This window comes from Streptomyces sp. BE303 (assembly GCF_036290945.1).
In the GTDB taxonomy this organism is placed as follows: Bacteria; Actinomycetota; Actinomycetes; order Streptomycetales; family Streptomycetaceae; genus Kitasatospora.
The window spans coordinates 15,097-32,380 of record NZ_JAQYWZ010000708.1; the positions used below are offsets into that span (position 1 = coordinate 15,097).

Annotated in this window: 15 protein-coding genes and 1 tRNA gene; 7 read left to right on the forward strand and 9 right to left on the reverse strand. The window is 72.3% G+C overall.

Annotation, left to right across the window (positions count from 1 at the left end):
* Positions 1-57 precede the first annotated feature (57 nt).
* Positions 58-963, forward strand: coding sequence for a rhomboid family intramembrane serine protease (locus PUR56_RS17555; protein WP_329884792.1), 906 nt, complete (start codon positions 58-60; stop codon positions 961-963).
* Between the two features lie 352 nt (positions 964-1,315).
* Here PUR56_RS17555 and crgA read toward each other — a convergent pair whose 3' ends face one another.
* A complete protein-coding gene (crgA, locus tag PUR56_RS17560) occupies positions 1,316-1,564 on the reverse strand; it encodes a cell division protein CrgA (protein ID WP_329884791.1) in 249 nt (82 codons plus the stop codon).
* Between the two features lie 177 nt (positions 1,565-1,741).
* On the opposite strand from crgA, the gene PUR56_RS17565 reads away from it, so the two are divergent.
* Genes PUR56_RS17565 through PUR56_RS17585 form a run of 5 tightly spaced genes read left to right on the forward strand, consistent with a single transcriptional unit; the run spans position 1,742 to position 5,770 of the window.
* Positions 1,742-2,500, forward strand: a complete 759-nt coding sequence (locus PUR56_RS17565; RefSeq protein WP_329949744.1) for a DUF881 domain-containing protein — start codon at positions 1,742-1,744, stop codon at positions 2,498-2,500.
* A gap of 45 nt (positions 2,501-2,545) precedes the next feature.
* The gene (locus tag PUR56_RS17570) at positions 2,546-2,725 is read left to right on the forward strand and encodes a hypothetical protein (RefSeq protein ID WP_329884790.1); all 180 of its coding nucleotides are present in this window, start codon (positions 2,546-2,548) and stop codon (positions 2,723-2,725) included.
* A gap of 55 nt (positions 2,726-2,780) precedes the next feature.
* Entirely contained in the window at positions 2,781-3,443 is a 663-nt protein-coding gene (locus tag PUR56_RS17575; RefSeq protein ID WP_329884789.1) for an aminodeoxychorismate/anthranilate synthase component II, read from the forward strand.
* A gap of 5 nt (positions 3,444-3,448) precedes the next feature.
* Positions 3,449-4,876 carry a class E sortase gene (locus tag PUR56_RS17580; RefSeq protein ID WP_329949610.1) on the forward strand — a complete coding sequence of 476 codons (1,428 nt, stop codon included), beginning with the start codon at positions 3,449-3,451 and terminating at the stop codon, positions 4,874-4,876.
* Positions 4,877-4,921: 45 nt separating this feature from the next.
* Positions 4,922-5,770 (forward strand): class E sortase, encoded by an 849-nt coding sequence (locus PUR56_RS17585; protein WP_380518492.1) that lies wholly within the window; start codon positions 4,922-4,924, stop codon positions 5,768-5,770.
* 198 nt (positions 5,771-5,968) lie between these two features.
* On the opposite strand, the gene pknB is transcribed toward PUR56_RS17585, so the two are convergent.
* From pknB to PUR56_RS17615, 6 genes are all read right to left on the reverse strand, one after another.
* Positions 5,969-8,134, reverse strand: a complete 2,166-nt coding sequence (pknB, locus tag PUR56_RS17590; RefSeq protein ID WP_329949611.1) for a Stk1 family PASTA domain-containing Ser/Thr kinase — start codon at positions 8,132-8,134, stop codon at positions 5,969-5,971.
* Between the two features lie 357 nt (positions 8,135-8,491).
* Positions 8,492-9,949 carry a peptidoglycan D,D-transpeptidase FtsI family protein gene (locus PUR56_RS17595; RefSeq protein WP_329949612.1) on the reverse strand — a complete coding sequence of 486 codons (1,458 nt, stop codon included), beginning with the start codon at positions 9,947-9,949 and terminating at the stop codon, positions 8,492-8,494.
* Positions 9,946-11,430, reverse strand: a complete 1,485-nt coding sequence (locus tag PUR56_RS17600) for an FtsW/RodA/SpoVE family cell cycle protein (RefSeq protein WP_329884785.1) — start codon at positions 11,428-11,430, stop codon at positions 9,946-9,948. The genes PUR56_RS17595 and PUR56_RS17600 overlap by 4 nt, the downstream gene beginning before the upstream one ends.
* A 159-nt stretch (positions 11,431-11,589) precedes the next feature.
* Positions 11,590-13,290 (reverse strand): PP2C family protein-serine/threonine phosphatase, encoded by a 1,701-nt coding sequence (locus PUR56_RS17605; protein WP_329949613.1) that lies wholly within the window; start codon positions 13,288-13,290, stop codon positions 11,590-11,592.
* A gap of 53 nt (positions 13,291-13,343) precedes the next feature.
* A complete protein-coding gene (locus PUR56_RS17610; RefSeq protein ID WP_329949614.1) occupies positions 13,344-13,877 on the reverse strand; it encodes an FHA domain-containing protein FhaB/FipA in 534 nt (177 codons plus the stop codon).
* A 46-nt stretch (positions 13,878-13,923) separates the two neighbouring features.
* On the reverse strand, positions 13,924-14,805 hold the full coding sequence (locus PUR56_RS17615; protein WP_329949615.1) for a DUF3662 and FHA domain-containing protein: 882 nt from the start codon (positions 14,803-14,805) through the stop codon (positions 13,924-13,926).
* A gap of 416 nt (positions 14,806-15,221) precedes the next feature.
* Here PUR56_RS17615 and PUR56_RS17620 point away from each other — a divergent pair.
* Positions 15,222-15,305 (forward strand) — tRNA-Leu (locus tag PUR56_RS17620).
* Between the two features lie 131 nt (positions 15,306-15,436).
* Here PUR56_RS17620 and PUR56_RS17625 read toward each other — a convergent pair.
* Positions 15,437-16,576, reverse strand: a complete 1,140-nt coding sequence (locus tag PUR56_RS17625; protein WP_329949616.1) for a sensor histidine kinase — start codon at positions 16,574-16,576, stop codon at positions 15,437-15,439.
* The gene (locus PUR56_RS17630) at positions 16,573-17,226 is read right to left on the reverse strand and encodes a response regulator transcription factor (RefSeq protein WP_329884998.1); all 654 of its coding nucleotides are present in this window, start codon (positions 17,224-17,226) and stop codon (positions 16,573-16,575) included. Before PUR56_RS17630 ends, PUR56_RS17625 begins: the two co-directional genes overlap by 4 nt.
* Positions 17,227-17,284: the final 58 nt, after the last annotated feature.

Sequence of the window (17,284 nt, forward strand, 5' to 3'; positions counted from 1 at the left end):
GCAGGGCGAGGTACGTCGCAGCAGGTCGTGGCAGGTCGTGGCGGAAGGGGAAAACCGATGCTCCCGGACGAGCCGAGGCAACCGACCGACCGTGTCCCCGGGCCGGGCGGTGCGAGCGGGCTGTCCCGCTGCTACCGGCACCCCGAGCAGGAGACCGGCATCGGCTGCTCCCGCTGCGGTCGGCCGATCTGCCCGCAGTGCATGGTGAACGCGTCGGTGGGCTTCCACTGCCCGGAGTGCGTCAGCGAGGGCGGTCGTCAGGTCCGCCGGGCGACCACCCGGTTCGGCGGGCAGCCGGCCGGGGACGGCGCCCTGGTCACCAAGGTGCTGATCGGCGTCAACCTGGCGGTCTTCGTGCTGGCCGCCTACGTCCTCAAGCCCTGGCTGGCCGACGACCTCATGCTGGTCAGCTTCGACCCGCGCTACACCGGCTTCCCGTACGGCGTCGCCGAGGGACCGGAGCAGTGGTACCGGCTGCTGACCGCGGTCTTCCTGCACACCGCGCCCTGGCACATCGCCACCAACATGCTGATGCTCTGGGTGATGGGCCCCGCGCTGGAGTCGGCGCTGGGACGGCTCCGCTTCCTGACGCTCTACCTGCTCTCGGGACTGGCCGGCAGCGCGTTCGCGTTCCTGCTGGACGGCGACGGGATGAAGTCGCTGGGCGCCTCGGGCGCGATCTTCGGCCTGCTCGGCGCGACCCTGGTGATGTACCGCAAGGTCCGGGCGCCGCTCGGCCCGGTGGCCGCGCTGCTGGTGTTCAACCTGATCGTCACCTTCTCGGTGCCCGGGATCGACTGGCGGGCGCACCTCGGCGGCCTGGTCGCGGGGACGCTGACCGCGGCGGGCCTGATGTACGCCCCGCGCGCCAACCGGGCGGCGGTGCAGGGGCTCACGGTGGCGGGGGTGGCCGGGCTGGTCCTGCTGATGGTTCTGGTGGGTACGGCCAGCTACGGCGGGTGACGCCTCCGCACGGTTGTCCACAGCGGGTGGGTGGCTGTGCACAGGCGGTGCGGAGGCCCGGGTGCGGACGACTGTTCTACGCGTGTCCTGCTGTGCGTATTCGGCATTCGGGGGAGGGGCGCGCGAGAGTGTGGAAAGCGCCCCCGGCGCGAGTTATCCACAGGCCCGCGTGACTTTTCCCCAGTGTGGATAACCATGTGGATAAACACGATAAGCGGGATAACCGATGGGACAAGCCGGGAGAAACCGCTACAGGTTTCGTACATATCCGGCAATCCGGGCACCGCGAAGCCGCCCCGGGGACCCGACGGTCCCGGGGCGGCGGAATGCGCTCAGGGGTGGAGCCCCGGCGTCACTTCCACTGGGTGGAGACGCCGAACCCCGCCGCGATGAAGCCGAAGCCCACCAGGATGTTCCAGTTCCGCCAGCTCTCCACCGGCCAGCTGCCGCTCGTCACGTAGTAGGTGACGATCCAGACTAGGCCGATCAGGAACAACGCCAGCATCAGGGGTGCAACCCAGCCGCGGCCCGAACTGATCTTCACCGTGACCGTGGTCGGCGGGGTGTAGTCGGACTTCTTGCGGAGTCGAGACTTCGGCACGAGGAGCTCTCCTGTCGATGCGCTGTGACCGCGCAGGGGTTCAGCGGGGGCGAGGCGGCCGGCGGTGGCGTTTGGGGAGAACGTTAAGGGGAGCGACCCCGCACATGCCACCGGCGTCCGTTAGCGTAGTGGCTCGGCGGGTCTGAAGGAGATAAGGGTACGGTGCCTAATTTGTCGATTCCCCCTCGGCCGCCCCGTACCGGGTCCGCCGGCACCCGAATTGTCGGACGTGCCCTGACCTGCGCCGTCTTCGCGCTCGCCGGGCTGCTCTTCTACATCAGCGCGCAGACCGCCCGCGGCACCGACCTGCGGACCGACAACTCGTTGCTCAGCCTCTCCGACGTGATACGGCAGCGCAGCGCCCAGAACCAGCAGTCCCAGGCCCAGCTCGCCGACCTCCAGGAGCGGGCCCGGCAGCTCACCGACCAGCAGGGCCGCAGCCCGGCCGACGCCGCCCGGCTGACCGCCCTGGAACAGGCCGCCGCGCTGGACCCGCTCCAGGGCCCGGGCCTCACCGTCACCCTCAACGACGCCCCGCCGAACGCGACCGCGCGCATCCCCGGGGTGCCCGAGCCGGGCGTCAACGACCTGGTGATCCACCAGCAGGACATCCAGGCCGTGGTCAACGCGCTCTGGCGGGGCGGCGCCGAGGGCGTCCAGGTGATGGACCAGCGGCTGATCTCCACCAGCGCCGTCCGCTGCGTCGGCAACACCCTGCTGCTCCAGGGCCGGGTCTACTCACCGCCCTACGTGGTGAGGGCGGTCGGGAGGACGGACGCGCTGCGCGGGGCGGTCGAGTCGGACCCGACGATCCGCAACTACCTGAAGTACGTCCAGGCCTACGGGCTGGGCTGGAAGGTCCAGGAGGGCGGGGACCTCGCCCTGCCCGGCTTCACGGGGACGGCGGACCTCCGCTCGGCGACCGGGCAGCAGTAGGGCGGGTCTACTCTTGTCCCCAGTCTGATACGTCGAGGGAGCACCATGTACGGCTGGATCTGGCGACACCTCCCGGGGCCCTCCCCGGTCAAGGCCGTCATCTCGCTCCTCCTCGTGCTGGGAGTGGTCTACCTCCTCTTCACGTACGTCTTCCCGTGGGCGGAACCGCTCCTCCCCTTCGGAGACGTCACAGTGGACGGGGGCGACGACGGCGCCGTCGGCTGACCCCGGCGGAACCGCCCCTCGTCCCCAGTCCCCGCACCCCACGGAGAACGCGCGCATGACCACCCAGCCGGCCCCGCCCCGCATCCTGGTCGTCGACAACTACGACAGCTTCGTCTTCAACCTGGTCCAGTACCTCTACCAGCTCGGCGCCACCTGCGAGGTGGTCCGCAACGACGAGGTGACGGTCGGGCACGCGGTCCGCCGCGAGGGCGACACCGGATTCGACGGGGTGCTGCTCTCCCCCGGCCCGGGCTCCCCGGAGGAGGCCGGCGTCTGCATCGAGATGGTGCACCACTGCGCGCGGATCGGGCTGCCGGTGTTCGGCGTCTGCCTGGGCCTGCAGTCGATCGCGGTGGCGTACGGCGCGGTGGTCGACCGGGCACCCGAGCTGCTGCACGGCAAGACCTCGCCGGTCGAGCACGAGGACGGCGGGGTGTTCGCGGGACTGCCCTCGCCGCTCATCGCGACCCGGTACCACTCGCTGGCGGTCGAGCCGGCCACCGTGCCGGACGAGCTGGTGGTCACCGCGCGCACCGAGAGCGGCGTGATCATGGGCCTGCGCCACCGCGAGCTGGCGGTCGAGGGCGTGCAGTTCCACCCCGAGTCGGTGCTCACCGAGGGCGGTCACCGGATGCTCGCCAACTGGCTTGCCGAGTGCGGCGACCCGCTGGCCGTGGACCGTTCGGCCGGGCTCGCCCCGGTGATCGGCCGGGGCTGAGCGGCGTGACCGCGGTGCGTCCGGAGGGGCGCTACCAGCCGGACGCGGACCCGCAGGGCGGCGCCGCGGACCCGGGCGCCGGCCCGTACCCGCACGACCCGTACCGGCAGCCGTACCCTCCGGAGCAGTACCCGCAGGAGCAGTTCACCCAGGGGCAGTACCCCCAGGAGCAGTACCCCCAGGAGCAGTACGTCCAGGGACAGCAGGCCCAGGGGCAGTACGCCCGGACCCCGTACCCGCAGGGGCCGTACCCGCAGGCCGGGCAGACGCCGTACCCGCAGGCGCCGTACGAGCAGGGGCCGTACGGCGCTGAGCCGTACCCGCAGAACGGCCAGTACCAGCAGTACGACCCGTACCGGGCCCAGCAGCTCCAGCAGGGCGGGCACGTGCCCGCCCAGCAGGGGCAGGGGCGGAACCAGGGTCAGGACCCGGTCCAGGGCGGCCACCCGGTGCCGAGCGGAGCCGAGGACGGCTGGGGCGTCTACGAGCAGGCCGCGCCGGCCCAGGAGGCGCTCGGGCCGCGTCCGGACGCCCAGGAGGCCCCCGGGGGCCCCTTCGAGGCGCTCGCGGCGGCCGAGACGGTCACCATGGCCGCGGTGGCCGGCGCGGACGGTCCGCCGGTCGGCGGCGGCCGGGCCGAGCGCCGCCGCGCCGCGCAGGGCCGGACGTCCGTGCGCCCGGGCAACGGGCGCCGCCGGGCGGCCGGCCGGGGCGCCGCGGGCCGGACCAAGGAGTCGCCGGCGGTGGTCGCCGCCCGCTTCCTCGGCGAGTTCTGCATCACCCTCGGCCTGGTGATGCTGCTCTTCGTCTCCTACCAGCTCTGGTGGACCAACGTGCAGGCCGACGCGGCCGCCGACGGCGCCCGCAACCAGCTGGAGGAGCAGTTCGACGCCGGTCAGCCGGCCCCGGCCGCGCCGGGCCAGCCGGCCCCCGACCCGGCCAAGCCGGAGACCTTCGAGCCCGGCAAGGGCTTCGCGATCATCCACATGCCGAAGCTGGGCCAGAAGTTCCCGATCGCCGAGGGCACCGCCAAGGGTTCCGTCCTGGACAAGGGACTGGTGGGCCACTACACCGGCACCGGCATGCCGGCCGACAAGGCGGGCAACTTCGCGCTGGCCGCGCACCGCAACACCCACGGCGAGCCGTTCCGGCGGATCAACCAGCTCGGCAAGGGCGACAAGATCGTGGTGGAGACCGCGACCGCCTACTTCACGTACGAGGTCACCGGGGGCATCCCGGAGACCCCGCCGTCCAACGTGAGCGTGATCAAGCCGGTCCCGAACGGCGCCGGTTACGGCCAGGCCGGCCGCTACATCACGCTGACCACCTGCACGCCGGAGTTCAGCTCGAAGTACCGGCTGATCGTCTTTGGCAAGATGATCGACGAACGGCCGCGCAGCCAGGGCAAGCCGGCCGCCCTCACGGCGGGCTGACGACGGCCCCGGGGCGGCCCGAGGCGGCCCGGGAAGGGGAGAGACGTGACCCAGGGGACCGAGGTGGTGGCCGAGGAGGCCTTCCCGCCGCCCGAACCCGCGCACGGGGACGGGCCCGGGCGCGGCCCGGCCGGCCGGCGGCGCCGTGGCCGGGCGCTGGCCGTGCTCGGGGTCTTCGGCGAGCTGCTGATCACCCTGGGGCTGGTGCTCGGCCTCTTCGTCTCCTACTCGCTCTGGTGGACCGACGTGCTGGCGGACCGTTCCGCCGCCGTGGCCTCCGACCAGCTGCGCGAGTCCTGGGCGGCCGGCCCGGCCACTCCCCCGTCGAGCGCCCCGGGCACCCCCGGCGCCTCCGGCACCCCGGCACCGGCCGGCACACCGGGAGCCGGACCGTCCTACGCGGCGGGCGACGGGATCGGCTTCCTGCACGTCCCGGCGATGGGCCGGGACTACCAGGTGCTGATCCGGATGGGCACCGACCCCGACACCCTGTCCGAGGGCGTCGCCGGGGTGTACGAGCAGCCGTACCGCTCGGCGATGCCCTGGGACGCCACCGGCAACTTCACGCTGGCGGCGCACCGGGACGGCCACGGCGCGAAGTTCCACGACCTGGACGCCGTGGGCAAGGGCGCCGCGGTCGTCGTCGAGACACGGGACAAGTGGTACGTCTACCGGGTCGACAACACCCTGCCGGAGACGTCCAAGTTCGACACCGGCATCGTCGCGCCCGTGCCGAAGGGCTCCGGCTACGCCGGGCCCGGCCGGTACATCACGCTGACCACCTGCACGCCGGTCTACACCTCGCGCTACCGGATGGCGGTCTGGGGGAGCCTGGTGCGGGTGGACGACATGGACGCCAAGCGCACCCCGCCGCCGGAGCTGCGGCACTCCTGAGGCCGCGCCGCAGCGGCGGGGCGCCCGGCGCGCGCGCCCGGCGCCCGGGAACGCCCGAGGGCCCGTCGACACTCCGTCGACGGGCCCTCGGGGGTTCAAGCGCCCGGGCGTTCAGGCGCTCGGGCGTTCAGGTGCTCCCGGAAACAACTCGGCCGGCCGGCCCGGTTCCGACGTGCTCAGAACCAGGGGAACCAGGGCTTAGTTGTTGGGTCCCCCTTTGGTGTTGGAGGGCGTGGGGATACCGGGGATCCCGGGGATGGTGGGGGTGTCGCCCCCTTTGGGCGGATCCGCCGCCTTGGTCATCAGCCCGATCGAGGTCTGCGGGTCCACCTGGGTCCCGGCCTGCGGGGTGGAACTGGTGACCAGCGAGGCCGGGTCCGCCGGACCGAACACGATGGTGTACTTCAGGCCCGCGGTCTCCAGCTGCTTGATGGCGTCCCTGAGGACGACGTTCGTCAGCGGCGGGACGGTGACCTTGTCCGGCGCCTTGAAGACGGTCAGCTGGATCTTCGAGGCCGCCGCGACCTTGCTGTTGGCCGTCGGCGTCTGCGAGGCCACGGTGTTGACCTTGCTCGGGTCGTTGGTCGTGGTGGTCTTCGAGGCGTCGACCTGGAAGCCGGCGCTCTCCAGGGTGGCCTGCGCGGCCTCCTTGGGCTGGCCGACCACGTTGGGCACGGCGACCTTCGCCTTGCCCTGCGAGACGGTGAGCTTGATCGGGGCGGTCGGGTCGGCACCCGCGTTGGGGGGCGGGTCCTGGCCGGTGACCTGCTCCAGCGGGGCGTTCTCGTCGTCCTTGTACTCGGAGGTGACGTTGGTGAACCCGGCGTCGGCCAGCGCCTTGACGGCCTGTTCCTTGGTCTTGCCGGTCACGGCCGGCACGGCGGCCTTGGCCGGGCCGGAGGAGAGCTGCACGGTGATCGTGCCGGCCTCCGCGAGCTGGCCGCCGACCGCCGGGTTCTGGGTGCAGACCTGGTCCTTCTTCACCGCGGCGTCCGGGCAGGCGACCTTCTCGCCCTCGGTGACCACCAGCTTGGGACCGGCCTGGGCGGCGAGCGTCTTGGCCTCCGCCAGGCTCTTGCCGACCAGGTTCGGCACCGCGACCTTCGGCGCCTCCTTCGGGGTGTCGCCCTTCGAGTTGCCGAACATCGCCTGCGCGACGAAGAAGGTGCCCACCAGGACCAGGACGGCGGCGACCGCCAGCACGATCCAGGAGGTGTTGCTCTTCTTCGGCGGCTCCCCGCCGCGCCGGCCGCTGCGGCCGTACCCGTCGTCGTAGCCGTCGTTGCCGCCGCCCTGGGCGCCGGCGTAGGTCTGGCCGTACCCGTCGTCGTAGCCGGGGCCCTGGGGCTGCGGGTAGCCGGCCGGGGAGGCCTGCGGCAGCACCGTGGTCGGTCCGCCGGCGGCGTGCTGCGGCAGCATGTTGGTCTGGCCGTACGGGTCGTGCTGCGGGTAGCCGTTCTGGTCGTAGCCGTACCCGGCGGCGCCCATGCCGTAGGCGGCGGCCTGCTGGGCGGCGGCCACCGGCAGGCCGTCGAGGAAGCGCTCGATGTCGTCGCGCATCTCGTCGGCGCTCTGGTAGCGGTAGTCGCGGTCCTTGGCGAGCGCCTTGAGCACGATCGCGTCGACCTCGGGGCGGACCTCGGGGTCGAAGACGGACGGCGGCTGCGCCTCCTCCCGGACGTGCTGGTAGGCGACCGCCACGGGGGAGTCGCCGACGAACGGCGGGCGGACGGTCAGCAGCTCGTAGAGCAGGCAGCCGGTGGAGTAGAGGTCGGACCTGGCGTCCACCTGCTCGCCCTTGGCCTGCTCCGGGGAGAGGTACTGGGCGGTGCCGATGACGGCCGAGGTCTGCGTCATCGTCATGCCGGCGTCGCCCATCGCGCGGGCGATGCCGAAGTCCATGACCTTGACGTTGCCCTGCCGGGTCAGCATGACGTTGGCGGGCTTGATGTCGCGGTGCACGATGCCGGCCCGGTGCGAGTACTCCAGGGCCTGCAGGATGCCGATGGTCATCTCCAGCGCGCGCTCCGGCAGCAGCCGGCGCCCGGAGTGCAGCAGCTCCCGCAGCGTGGACCCCTCGACGTACTCCATCACGATGTACGGGATGGAGATCCCGTCGATGTAGTCCTCGCCGGTGTCGTAGACGGCGACGATGGCGGGGTGGTTGAGTGACGCCGCGGACTGTGCCTCACGACGGAAGCGGGCCTGGAACGACGGATCCCGGGCCATGTCGGCCCGGAGCGTCTTCACTGCGACGGAGCGGCCGAGCCGGGTGTCATGGCCGAGGTACACCTCGGCCATGCCGCCGCGTCCCAGGACGCCGCCGAGCTCGTACCTGCCGCCTAGGCGACGAGGCTCTTCCATAGTTCCGACCCTCTCCCTCACCCGCCGGTGAGGTTCTGACGTAGGTGTCCCCGCACGCTCCCTGTGACGCCGCCCGGGCCCCGGGTGGTTCTGCGTTCAGGACCGTGCGGCGTCTCGCGGGCGGCAACGGGTACACCCGCTGCTGCGGATACGCTACCGGTCGCACCGCGCCGGACCCGAGTCGACCGCAGGCCGATATCAGACCGGTACCCGGACAGGGGTGCCGATCGTGACATTTCACTCACCCGCGGAAGCCGTCCGCGCCCGCCCCGGGGGCCTCCCGGAACGGGCGGAAGCGGTGGATCCGGCGGGCCCCGCGGACCCGGTCGGCCGGGCACGACCGGCCGGACTGGCCAGCTACTTCCCGAGCGTCGCCTGCATCACCGACTTGGCGATCGGCGCGGCCAGCCGGCCGCCGCTGATGCCGTCACGGTTGTTGGAGCCGTCCTCGACCACCACCGCGACCGCGACCGAGCGGCCGTCGGCCGCCTTGGCGTAGGAGGTGAACCAGGCGAACGGCAGACCCGCGTTGTCCTCGCCGTGCTGGGCGGTGCCGGTCTTGCCGCCGACCGTCAGGTCGGGGATCCGGGCGTTCCTGCCGGTGCCGTTCTCGACCACCGAGACCATCATCTCCTGCAGCTTCTGCGCGGTGGCCGGGCTGATCGGCTGCGAGAACTGCTTCTCGGTGTGCTTGGAGATGGTGGTCAGCGAGGCCGAGCGCTCCTGGTCGACCAGGTAGGGCTGCATCAGCGAGCCGTTGTTGGCGATCGCCGCCGTCACCATGGCGATCTGCAGGGGCGTGGCCCGGGTGTCGTGCTGGCCGATGGAGTCGAGCGCGGTGCCGTCCGGGGTGGAGTCGGTCGGGAAGACGCTCTTCTCGGACCGGACGGGGGTGTCCACGGTGCTGTTGAAGCCGAACTTCTCGGCCTGCGCCCGCATCTTGTCCTTGCCCAGGTCCGCGCCGATCTTGCCGTAGACCGTGTTGCAGGACTGGTCCATGCCGGACTTGAGCGTGGCGTTCTCGCACTGCTCCTTGTCGGACTCGTTCTTCAGCTCGGTCTTGGTGCCGGGCAGGACGTACGGGTTCGGCGTCTTGGTGGCGTCGTCGATGTTCTGGTAGAGGCCGTTCTCGAACGCCGCCGCCGCGGTGACCAGCTTGAAGGTCGAGCCCGGCGGGTAGGTCTCGCGCAGCGCCCGGTTGAGCATCGGCTTGTTCGGGTCGGCGTTGAGGTCCGTCCACGCCTTGGAGTCGGCGGACTCGTTGCCGGCGAAGACACCGGGGTCGTACGACGGCGTGGAGACCAGGGCCAGGATCGCGCCCGTGCGCGGGTCGAGCGCGACGACCGCGCCCTTCTTGTTGCCGAGCCCCTCGAAGGCGGCCTTCTGGGCCTTGGCGTTGATGGTGGTGACGACGTCACCGCCCTTCTTCGGTTCCCCGGTCAGCATGTCCAGGGTGTTGCGGAAGAAGAGCCGGTCGTCGTTGCCGGAGAGCACGCCGTCCTCCAGCTGCTCCAGCTGGCTGGCCCCGAAGGCCTGCGAGGAGTAGCCGGTGACCGGCGCGTACATCGGGCCGTCGACCCAGGACCGCTTGTACTTGTAGCGCAGGCCGTTGACGAAGGCGGACTGGGTGACCGGCTGGCCGTCGACGATGATGTTGCCGCGCGGGTGGGCGTACCGGTCGTAGACCTGGCGCTTGTTGTTCTTGTTGGTGGCCCAGGCGTCGGCCTGGACGCCCTGCACCCAGTTGGTGCGCACCATGAGGGCCAGGATCAGGACGAGACAGAAGATCGAGACCCGGCGGATCGGCTTGTTCACGAGGCTGCTCCCCCCTGGAGCTCGCTGGCGGGAGCGGGTTCCACGCCCGGGCGGCGGGCGCTGTCGCTGATCTTCAGCAGGATCGCGACCAGGGCCCAGTTGGCGACCACCGAGGACCCGCCCTGGGCGAGGAACGGCATGGTCATACCGGTCAGCGGGATCAGCCCGGTGACGCCGCCGGCCACCACGAAGACCTGGAGCGCCATGGCCGAGGAGAGGCCGACGGCGAAGAGCTTGCCGAACGGGTCGCGGGTGGCGACGGCGGTGCGCAGGCCGCGCTGGATCAGTAGGGCGTAGAGCATGAAGATCGCCATCATGCCGGTGAGGCCCAGCTCCTCGCCGAAGGAGCCGAGGATGAAGTCGCTCTTGGCGGCGAAGTCGATCAGCCAGGACCGCCCCTGCCCGAGGCCGGAGCCGGTCACCCCGCCGGAGCCGAGCGCCATCAGCGACTGGCCGATCTGCTCGGTGGCGCCGGGCGGGTGGTTCGGCGAGAAGGCGGCCATCGGGTCGAGCCAGGCGTCGATGCGGGTCTTCACGTGGCTGGTGGTGGAGGCCACCAGGACCGCGCCGCTGACCGACATCAGGAGGCCGAAGATGATCCAGCTGGTCCGCTCGGTGGCGACGTAGAGCATCACCACGAAGAGGCCGAAGTACAGGAAGGACGAGCCGAGGTCGTTCTCGAAGATCAGGATCAGCAGGCTGAGGAGCCAGATCACGATGATCGGACCGAGGTCGCGGCCGCGCGGCAGGTAGAGGCCCATGAAGCGGCGGCTGGCCAGGGCCAGGGCGTCCCGCTTGACCATCAGGTAGCCGGCGAAGAAGACGGTCAGGATGATCTTGGCGAACTCACCGGGCTGGATCGAGAAGGCGCCCATCCGGATCCAGATCTTGGCCCCGAAGTCCTCCTGGCGCGCCGGGAAGAAGGCCGGCGCGGCGAGCAGCACCAGGGCCACCACCATCGAGATGTAGGTGTAGCGCTGGAGGACCCGGTGGTCCTTCAGGAAGACCATCACCACGATGAAGAACGCGACCCCGAGCCCCGACCACATCAGCTGGTTGGGGGCCGCCGCGAAGTTCTTGTGCAGCAGCGGTCCGGCCTTGTCGAGCCGCCAGATCATCACCACGCCGAGCCCGTTGAGCAGGGTGGCGATGGGCAGCATCAGCGGGTCCGCGTAGGGGGCGAACTTCCGCATCAGCAGGTGCGCGATCAGCGCGAGGGCCCCCATGCCGAGGCCGTAGCCGAGCATGCCGGTGGGCAGCGCGTCGTCCATCGCCAGGCCCACGTTGGCGTAGGCCAGGACCGGCAGCAGCACCGCGAAGGCCAGCAGGGCCAGCTCGGTGTTGCGGCGGTTCGGCGTGCCCTGCGGCGAGATGGTGGTGTTGCCGCGGCGCCGCGAGGACGCGCGGTCGGCGGGGACACCGCCGGCCCGGCGTCCGTCGGACCGGTTGTTCGCGTCGTTGCTCAGGTCGAAGGTGCTCATGCTCCCGCCTCTCCCCCGGCCCCGGGCCCGGGGGACACCCGGGGACCGGCGGGGGCGTTCGCCCGGGAACGCCTCTCGGTGGTCTGCTCGCTCACGTGGTGGCCGCTCCCTGCCGGCCGGCGGGCCCGCGCGGGGCGGGCCTATGTCGGGTCGCGGCCGTCACGGCTTCGGGCAGGAGTCGGCCCGCTGCCGCTCCTCGTCGCTCAGGCCGGGCAGGTCGTTCTGCGGTGCGGCCGGTGCGGCGGCGCTCTGGCTGGGCGCGGCCGCGGACGGCGTGGCGGGGGCCGGAGAGCTCTGGGTCGGGGTGGGCGAGGGCACGCCCGCCGCCGGGGCCCGGGTGGTGGACGGGCTGGGCGGCGCGGTGGCGGTCACGAACCCGGCCTGCAGCGTCGTCCCGGCGGGTCCGCCGGCCGCCGAGGCGGGGACGGTCGGGGCGGTCCCGGGGAGCGCGGGTACCGTCCCGGGGACGGTGTTGGCCGCGGCGGTCCGGGCGTCGGCGACCTTGCGGCAGAGCGCGGCCTGCTCGCCCAGCTTCTTCACCTTGTCGCCGGCGTCGCCGAGGCTGCTCGCCGAGATGGTGTTGGCGACGTGGGTGCGCTGGTCCTGCGGCAGGAACTTGAGCTCGATGTCCTTGTACGGGGTGTGCACCGAGGAGAGGTTCAGTCCGGCCAGGCTCTGGTGGACGCCCTGGTAGACCGCGACGTGGTCGCCGTCGGCGCCGACGTAGTACTGGCTCTGGGTCCACTGGTAGCCGAAGAAGCCGCCCGCGCCGAGCAGGCCCAGCGTGACCAGGCCGACCAGCGAGAACGCCAGCGCCCGGTTCTTCCGCTTCGGGCGGGGCTCCTCGTCGAAGTCCTCGGCGCCGTACGCCGCGGGTTCGCCGGCGTAGCCCTCCGGGTACCCCTCGGGGTAGCCCTCGGCCGGGCCGAAGCCGCCCTGGCCGTCGCCCGGGTGGCCGGGGTCGTAGCCCGCGGCCGGGCCGAACGCGCCCTGCGGGCCGCGGCCGAGCCCGGCGGCACGGCCGGCCGGGGTGTCGCGGATCGACCGGTCGGCGGCGGCCGAGGACGGCGGGGTCTCGGCGACCGCGCCGACCACCACGGGGACGTCGCTGAACTGGCCGCTCAGGGTGTCCGTGGCGCCGACGTCGAGGACGTCCGCGACGATGCAGGTGATGTTGTCCGGACCGCCGCCGCGCAGGGCGAGCTGGATCAGCTCCTGCACGGTCTGCTCGGGCGAGTAGTAGCTGCCGAGGGTGTCCTGGAGGGTCTGGTGGCTGACCGGGCCGGAGAGGCCGTCGGAGCAGATCAGGTAGCGGTCGCCGGCCCGGACCTCGCGGATCGAGAGGTCCGGCTCGACCTGGCCGCGGCCGTCCAGCGCCCGCATCAGCAGTGAGCGCTGCGGGTGGGTCTCGGCCTCCTCCGGGGTGATCCGGCCCTCGTCGACCAGCCGCTGCACCCAGGTGTGGTCCTGGGTGATCTGCACCAGTGCGCCGTCGCGCAGCAGGTAGGCGCGGGAGTCGCCGACGTGGACGAGGCCCATCCGCTGGCCGGTCCAGAGCATCGCGGTGAGGGTGCAGCCCATGCCTTCGAGCTGCGGGTCCTCCTCGACCATCTGGCGAAGCCGGTCGTTGGCGCCCTGGACCGCATCGCCGAGGAGGGTCAGCAGATCGGCGCCCGGCACGTCCTCGTCCAGCCGGACGATCGAGCCGAGCACTTCGGAGGACGCGACCTCACCGGCCGCCGCACCGCCCATGCCGTCGGCCACGGCCAGCAGCCGCGGGCCGGCATAGCCGGAGTCCTCGTTCCCCTCCCGGATCAGTCCCTTGTGGGAGCCGGCGGCGAAGCGCAGCACCAGGGTCATGCGACCTGTGCCCCCCTCTGGGTCATGGACGGGATGCTGTCCCTCATGCGCTACTACTTCCGCAGTTCGATGACGGTCCTGCCGATACGGATCGGCATGCCCGGCTGGAGCGGGGTCGGCGCGGTCAGGCGCTGACGGTCCAGATAGGTGCCGTTGGTGGAGCCTAGATCCTCGACCGTCCACTGCCCAGTCTGGTCGGGATAGATCCTGGCATGCCGGGAGGACGCGTAGTCGTCGTCCAGCACGATGGTGGAGTCATGGGCCCGGCCCAGGGTGATGGTCTGGCCCTGGAGCGCGACGGTGGTCCCGGCCAGCGAGCCCTGGACCACGACGAGCTGGGTGGGTGCGCCGCGTCGGCGCCCGCCGCCCTGGGTCTGCGGACCGCCGGAGGGCTGGGCCTGCGCCCCGCGTCCCGGCGCCGGGGTCGCGGTGCCGGCGGCGGCCGCGGCGGCGCCCCGGCGGGACGCACGGGGGTTCACCCTCGTCCCGAACAGGTCGCTGCGGATCACCTGGACCGCCACGATGACGAACAGCCACAGGACGGCGAGGAAGCCGAGCCGCATGACCGTGAGGGTCAGTTCTGACATGGCCGGCCCGCCCGTGAGTGAGCGAAGCGCGCGAACAAATCGGACACTACCCTTCGACCTGTCGGTAGACGATGGTGGTGGAGCCCACGACGATTCGAGAGCCGTCGCGGAGCGTAGCGCGCTGGGTGTGCTGTCCGTCCACCACGATGCCGTTGGTGGAACCCAGGTCGAGCACCATCGAGGGGGTACCGGGCCGGATCTCGGCGTGCTTGCGGGAGACTCCGGGGTCGTCGATGCGCACGTCGGCCTCGGTCGAGCGGCCGAGCACGCACGCGTTCCCGGTGATCTGGTGCCGGGCGCCGTTCACCTCGATCCAGCGGCGCACCGACGTGCCGTGGCCGGCGCCCGGGAACGGGCGGACGTTGCCGCCGCCGGGGGCACCGGGGGGCGCGGCGGGGGGAGCGGCGGGCGGCGGGGGCGGGCTGTACGGGGCGGTGCCCTGCTGCTGCTGCCACGGTGCGCCGGGAGCCGGGGCGGCCGGCGGCCGCCCGTAGCCGGGCTGGGTGGGCTGCGCGGGCGCCTGCTGCTGCTGTTGCGGCGGGGGCGGGGACTCCTCGGCCGCCAGGGTGCGGCTGCGCACCCGGTACAGGCCGGTGTCGAGGTCGTCGGCCTTCTCCAGGTTCACCTGGAGCGGGCCCATGAAGCTGTACCGCTGGGCCTCGGCGTACTCGCGGACCATGCCGGACAGCTCGGTGCCCAGCTGCCCGGAGTAGGGGCTCAGCCGCTCGAAGTCGTGCGGGCTCAGCTCGACGATGAAGTCGTTGGGCACGACGGTGCGCTCGCGGTTCCAGATGCTCGCGTTGTTGTCGCACTCGCGCTGCAGCGCTCCGGCGATCTCCACGGGCTGGACCTCGGACTTGAACACCTTGGCGAAGGTGCCGTTGACGAGACCCTCGAGTCGCTGCTCGAACTTCTTCAGCACTCCCATGGGGCACCCCCTTCCAGGGTTCGTTCGCCTGCCTGCCGACCGGATTCCGGGGAGCCGGTCGCGCCTACTTGCGGTACTTCCGTACTGATCGTATCCACGCCGGGGCCATCCGTACGGTTCCCGGACCACGTGGTGCCCGGGGGTGGGCTCGGACACACAGGGTGACGCATTCGGGCGGCAGCATGCCAGGGCTACCCGTTCGACGGGCCCGCCATCCCTCGTCCGCCTGTTCGCCGGGCATCCGTTCGGATGCGCCCGGCCTCTGCGGGGAACGGATTCGGAGGTGACCCGCTGGTCGTGCTACTGTTTTCCACGTCGGAAGGGGCACCCGCAAGGGGGCCGGATCGAAGAGACGCAAGGGCCACATGGTACCGAGCAGCTCGGCTGATCGGCTGGCAACCACGACAGACACCCATGCGCGGGTGGCGGAATAGGCAGACGCGCTGGATTCAGGTTCCAGTGCCCGAAAGGGCGTGGGGGTTCAACTCCCCCCTCGCGCACAGTGAAACCCCGCAGGTCTTCGGACCTGCGGGGTTTTCTCGTTCTCCGGGCGCCCCCGCCTCCGGAGGGAGCCGGAGGCGGCCCGTTCCGAGGCGCGTCCCGGGGGGCGTCCCGGGGCCAGTTCCGGGGGTCAGTTCCGGCTGGCCGGGAGCTCGGCCCGGACCTCGAAACCGCCGTCCGCGGTGGGTCCGGCGGCGAGCGATCCGCCGAGCAGCTGGGCGCGCTCGCGCAGGCCGACCAGGCCGTGGCCGCCGCCCGGCAGCGTCTGGACGGGCGGGACCGGCGGGGCCTCGTTGCGGACCTCCACCCGCAGCCTGCGGCCCCGGGCCTTGACCCGTACGTGCACCGCGGCCTCCGGGGCGTACTTGGTGATGTTGGTGAGCGCCTCCTGGACGGTGCGGTAGGCGGCCCGCTCGACCGCCTCGGGCCAGGGGCGGTCGCCGGGGGTCAGCTCGGCGTCGGCGGCGAGCCCGCTCTCCTCGATCAGCCGGGGGAGGTCGGCCAGGCGGGGCTGCGGAGCCAGCGGGGTGTCCATCCGCGGGCCGCCGGCCCGCAGCACCCCGACCATCTGGCGCAGTTCCTCCAGGGTCCGGACGGAGAGCTCCCGGATGGTGCGGGCCGTGGTCACCGCGGCCGGGTCGGGGGTCGAGACCTGGAGCGCGCCGGCCTGGATGCTGATCAGGCTGACCTGGTGCGAGACGACGTCGTGCATCTCCCGGGCCAGCCGGCCGCGCTCGTCGCTCAGCACCCGCTCGGCGAGCAGCCGGCTCTCCCGCGCCTGGCCCCGGGTCAGCTCGTCCAGCCGGGCCGCGAGCTCGCGCCTGGTCCGGGAGAGCAGGCCGGTGGCGGCCGGACCGGCCGCCAGCATCACGGACTGGATCGCGTACAGCGCGGTGTCCCGGCTGAGGGCGAAGGTCTGCTCGTAGACCGGCCAGTGGAAGAACTCGACCAGGGCGAACAGGGTGGCGCAGGGCACCACCACCCGGGGGCTGGGGCGCTCGGCCGCCACCGTGTAGACGGCGGTGATCGGGGCGAGCCAGATGTCGTCGAGGTAGCTGCCGGGCATGACCAGCAGCAGGACGGTGACCGGGAAGCGCCGCCGCCAGAGCAGCGCGACGGCGGCCAGCACGGAGAGCAGGGTCTGCCAGAGCGGGGCGCCCCGGGCCACCAGGGCGGCGTCGACCAGGGAGTAGAGCGCCGGCAGCAGGAGCATCAGCCAGGGGGCGGTGAACCCCGCCGGGAGCCGTCTGCCGGGGGAGAGGTCGCTCATGCCCCGTCGCTCGGCCTGGGCCGCACCAGCCCGGCCCGGTGGGCGATGACGGCGGCCTGGACCCGGTTGGCGGCGCTGAGCTTGCCGAGGATCGCGCTGATGTGGTCCTTCACGGTGCCGGTACCGAGGAAGAGCCGGTCGGCGATCTCGGCGTTGGACAGGCCCTCGCCGAGGAGCGCCAGCACGTCCAGCTCGCGGCCGGTCAGGGTGCGGGCCAGGGTCGCCGCCTCGGCGTCCGGGCCGCCGCCGTCGACGTAGCCGCCGATCACCGTCCGGGTCACGGTCGGGGAGAGGATGTTGCCACCGGCCGCGAGCACCCGGACGGCGTGCACCAGCTGCTCCGGGGCGGTGTCCTTGAGCAGGAAGCCGGACGCGCCGGCCCGCAGCGCGGTGCCGATGTACTCGTCGGTGTCGAAGGTGGTGAGCATCGCCACGGCCGGCGGGTCGGGCAGCGCGCGCACCCGGCGGAGCACCGAGATGCCGTCCATGTCGGGCATCCGGATGTCGAGCAGCACCACGTGCGGGCGCAGCCGGCGGACGTACTCCTCGGCCTGTCCGCCGGAGCAGTCGCCGACCACCTCCAGGTCGGCGGCGGACCCGACGATCAGCCCGAGTCCGGACCTCACCAGGATCTCGTCGTCCACGATCAGCACGCGGGTGGTGGTGATGGGTCCCTCCTCGGTTCGGCGGACGGGGCCGGGCCGGTCC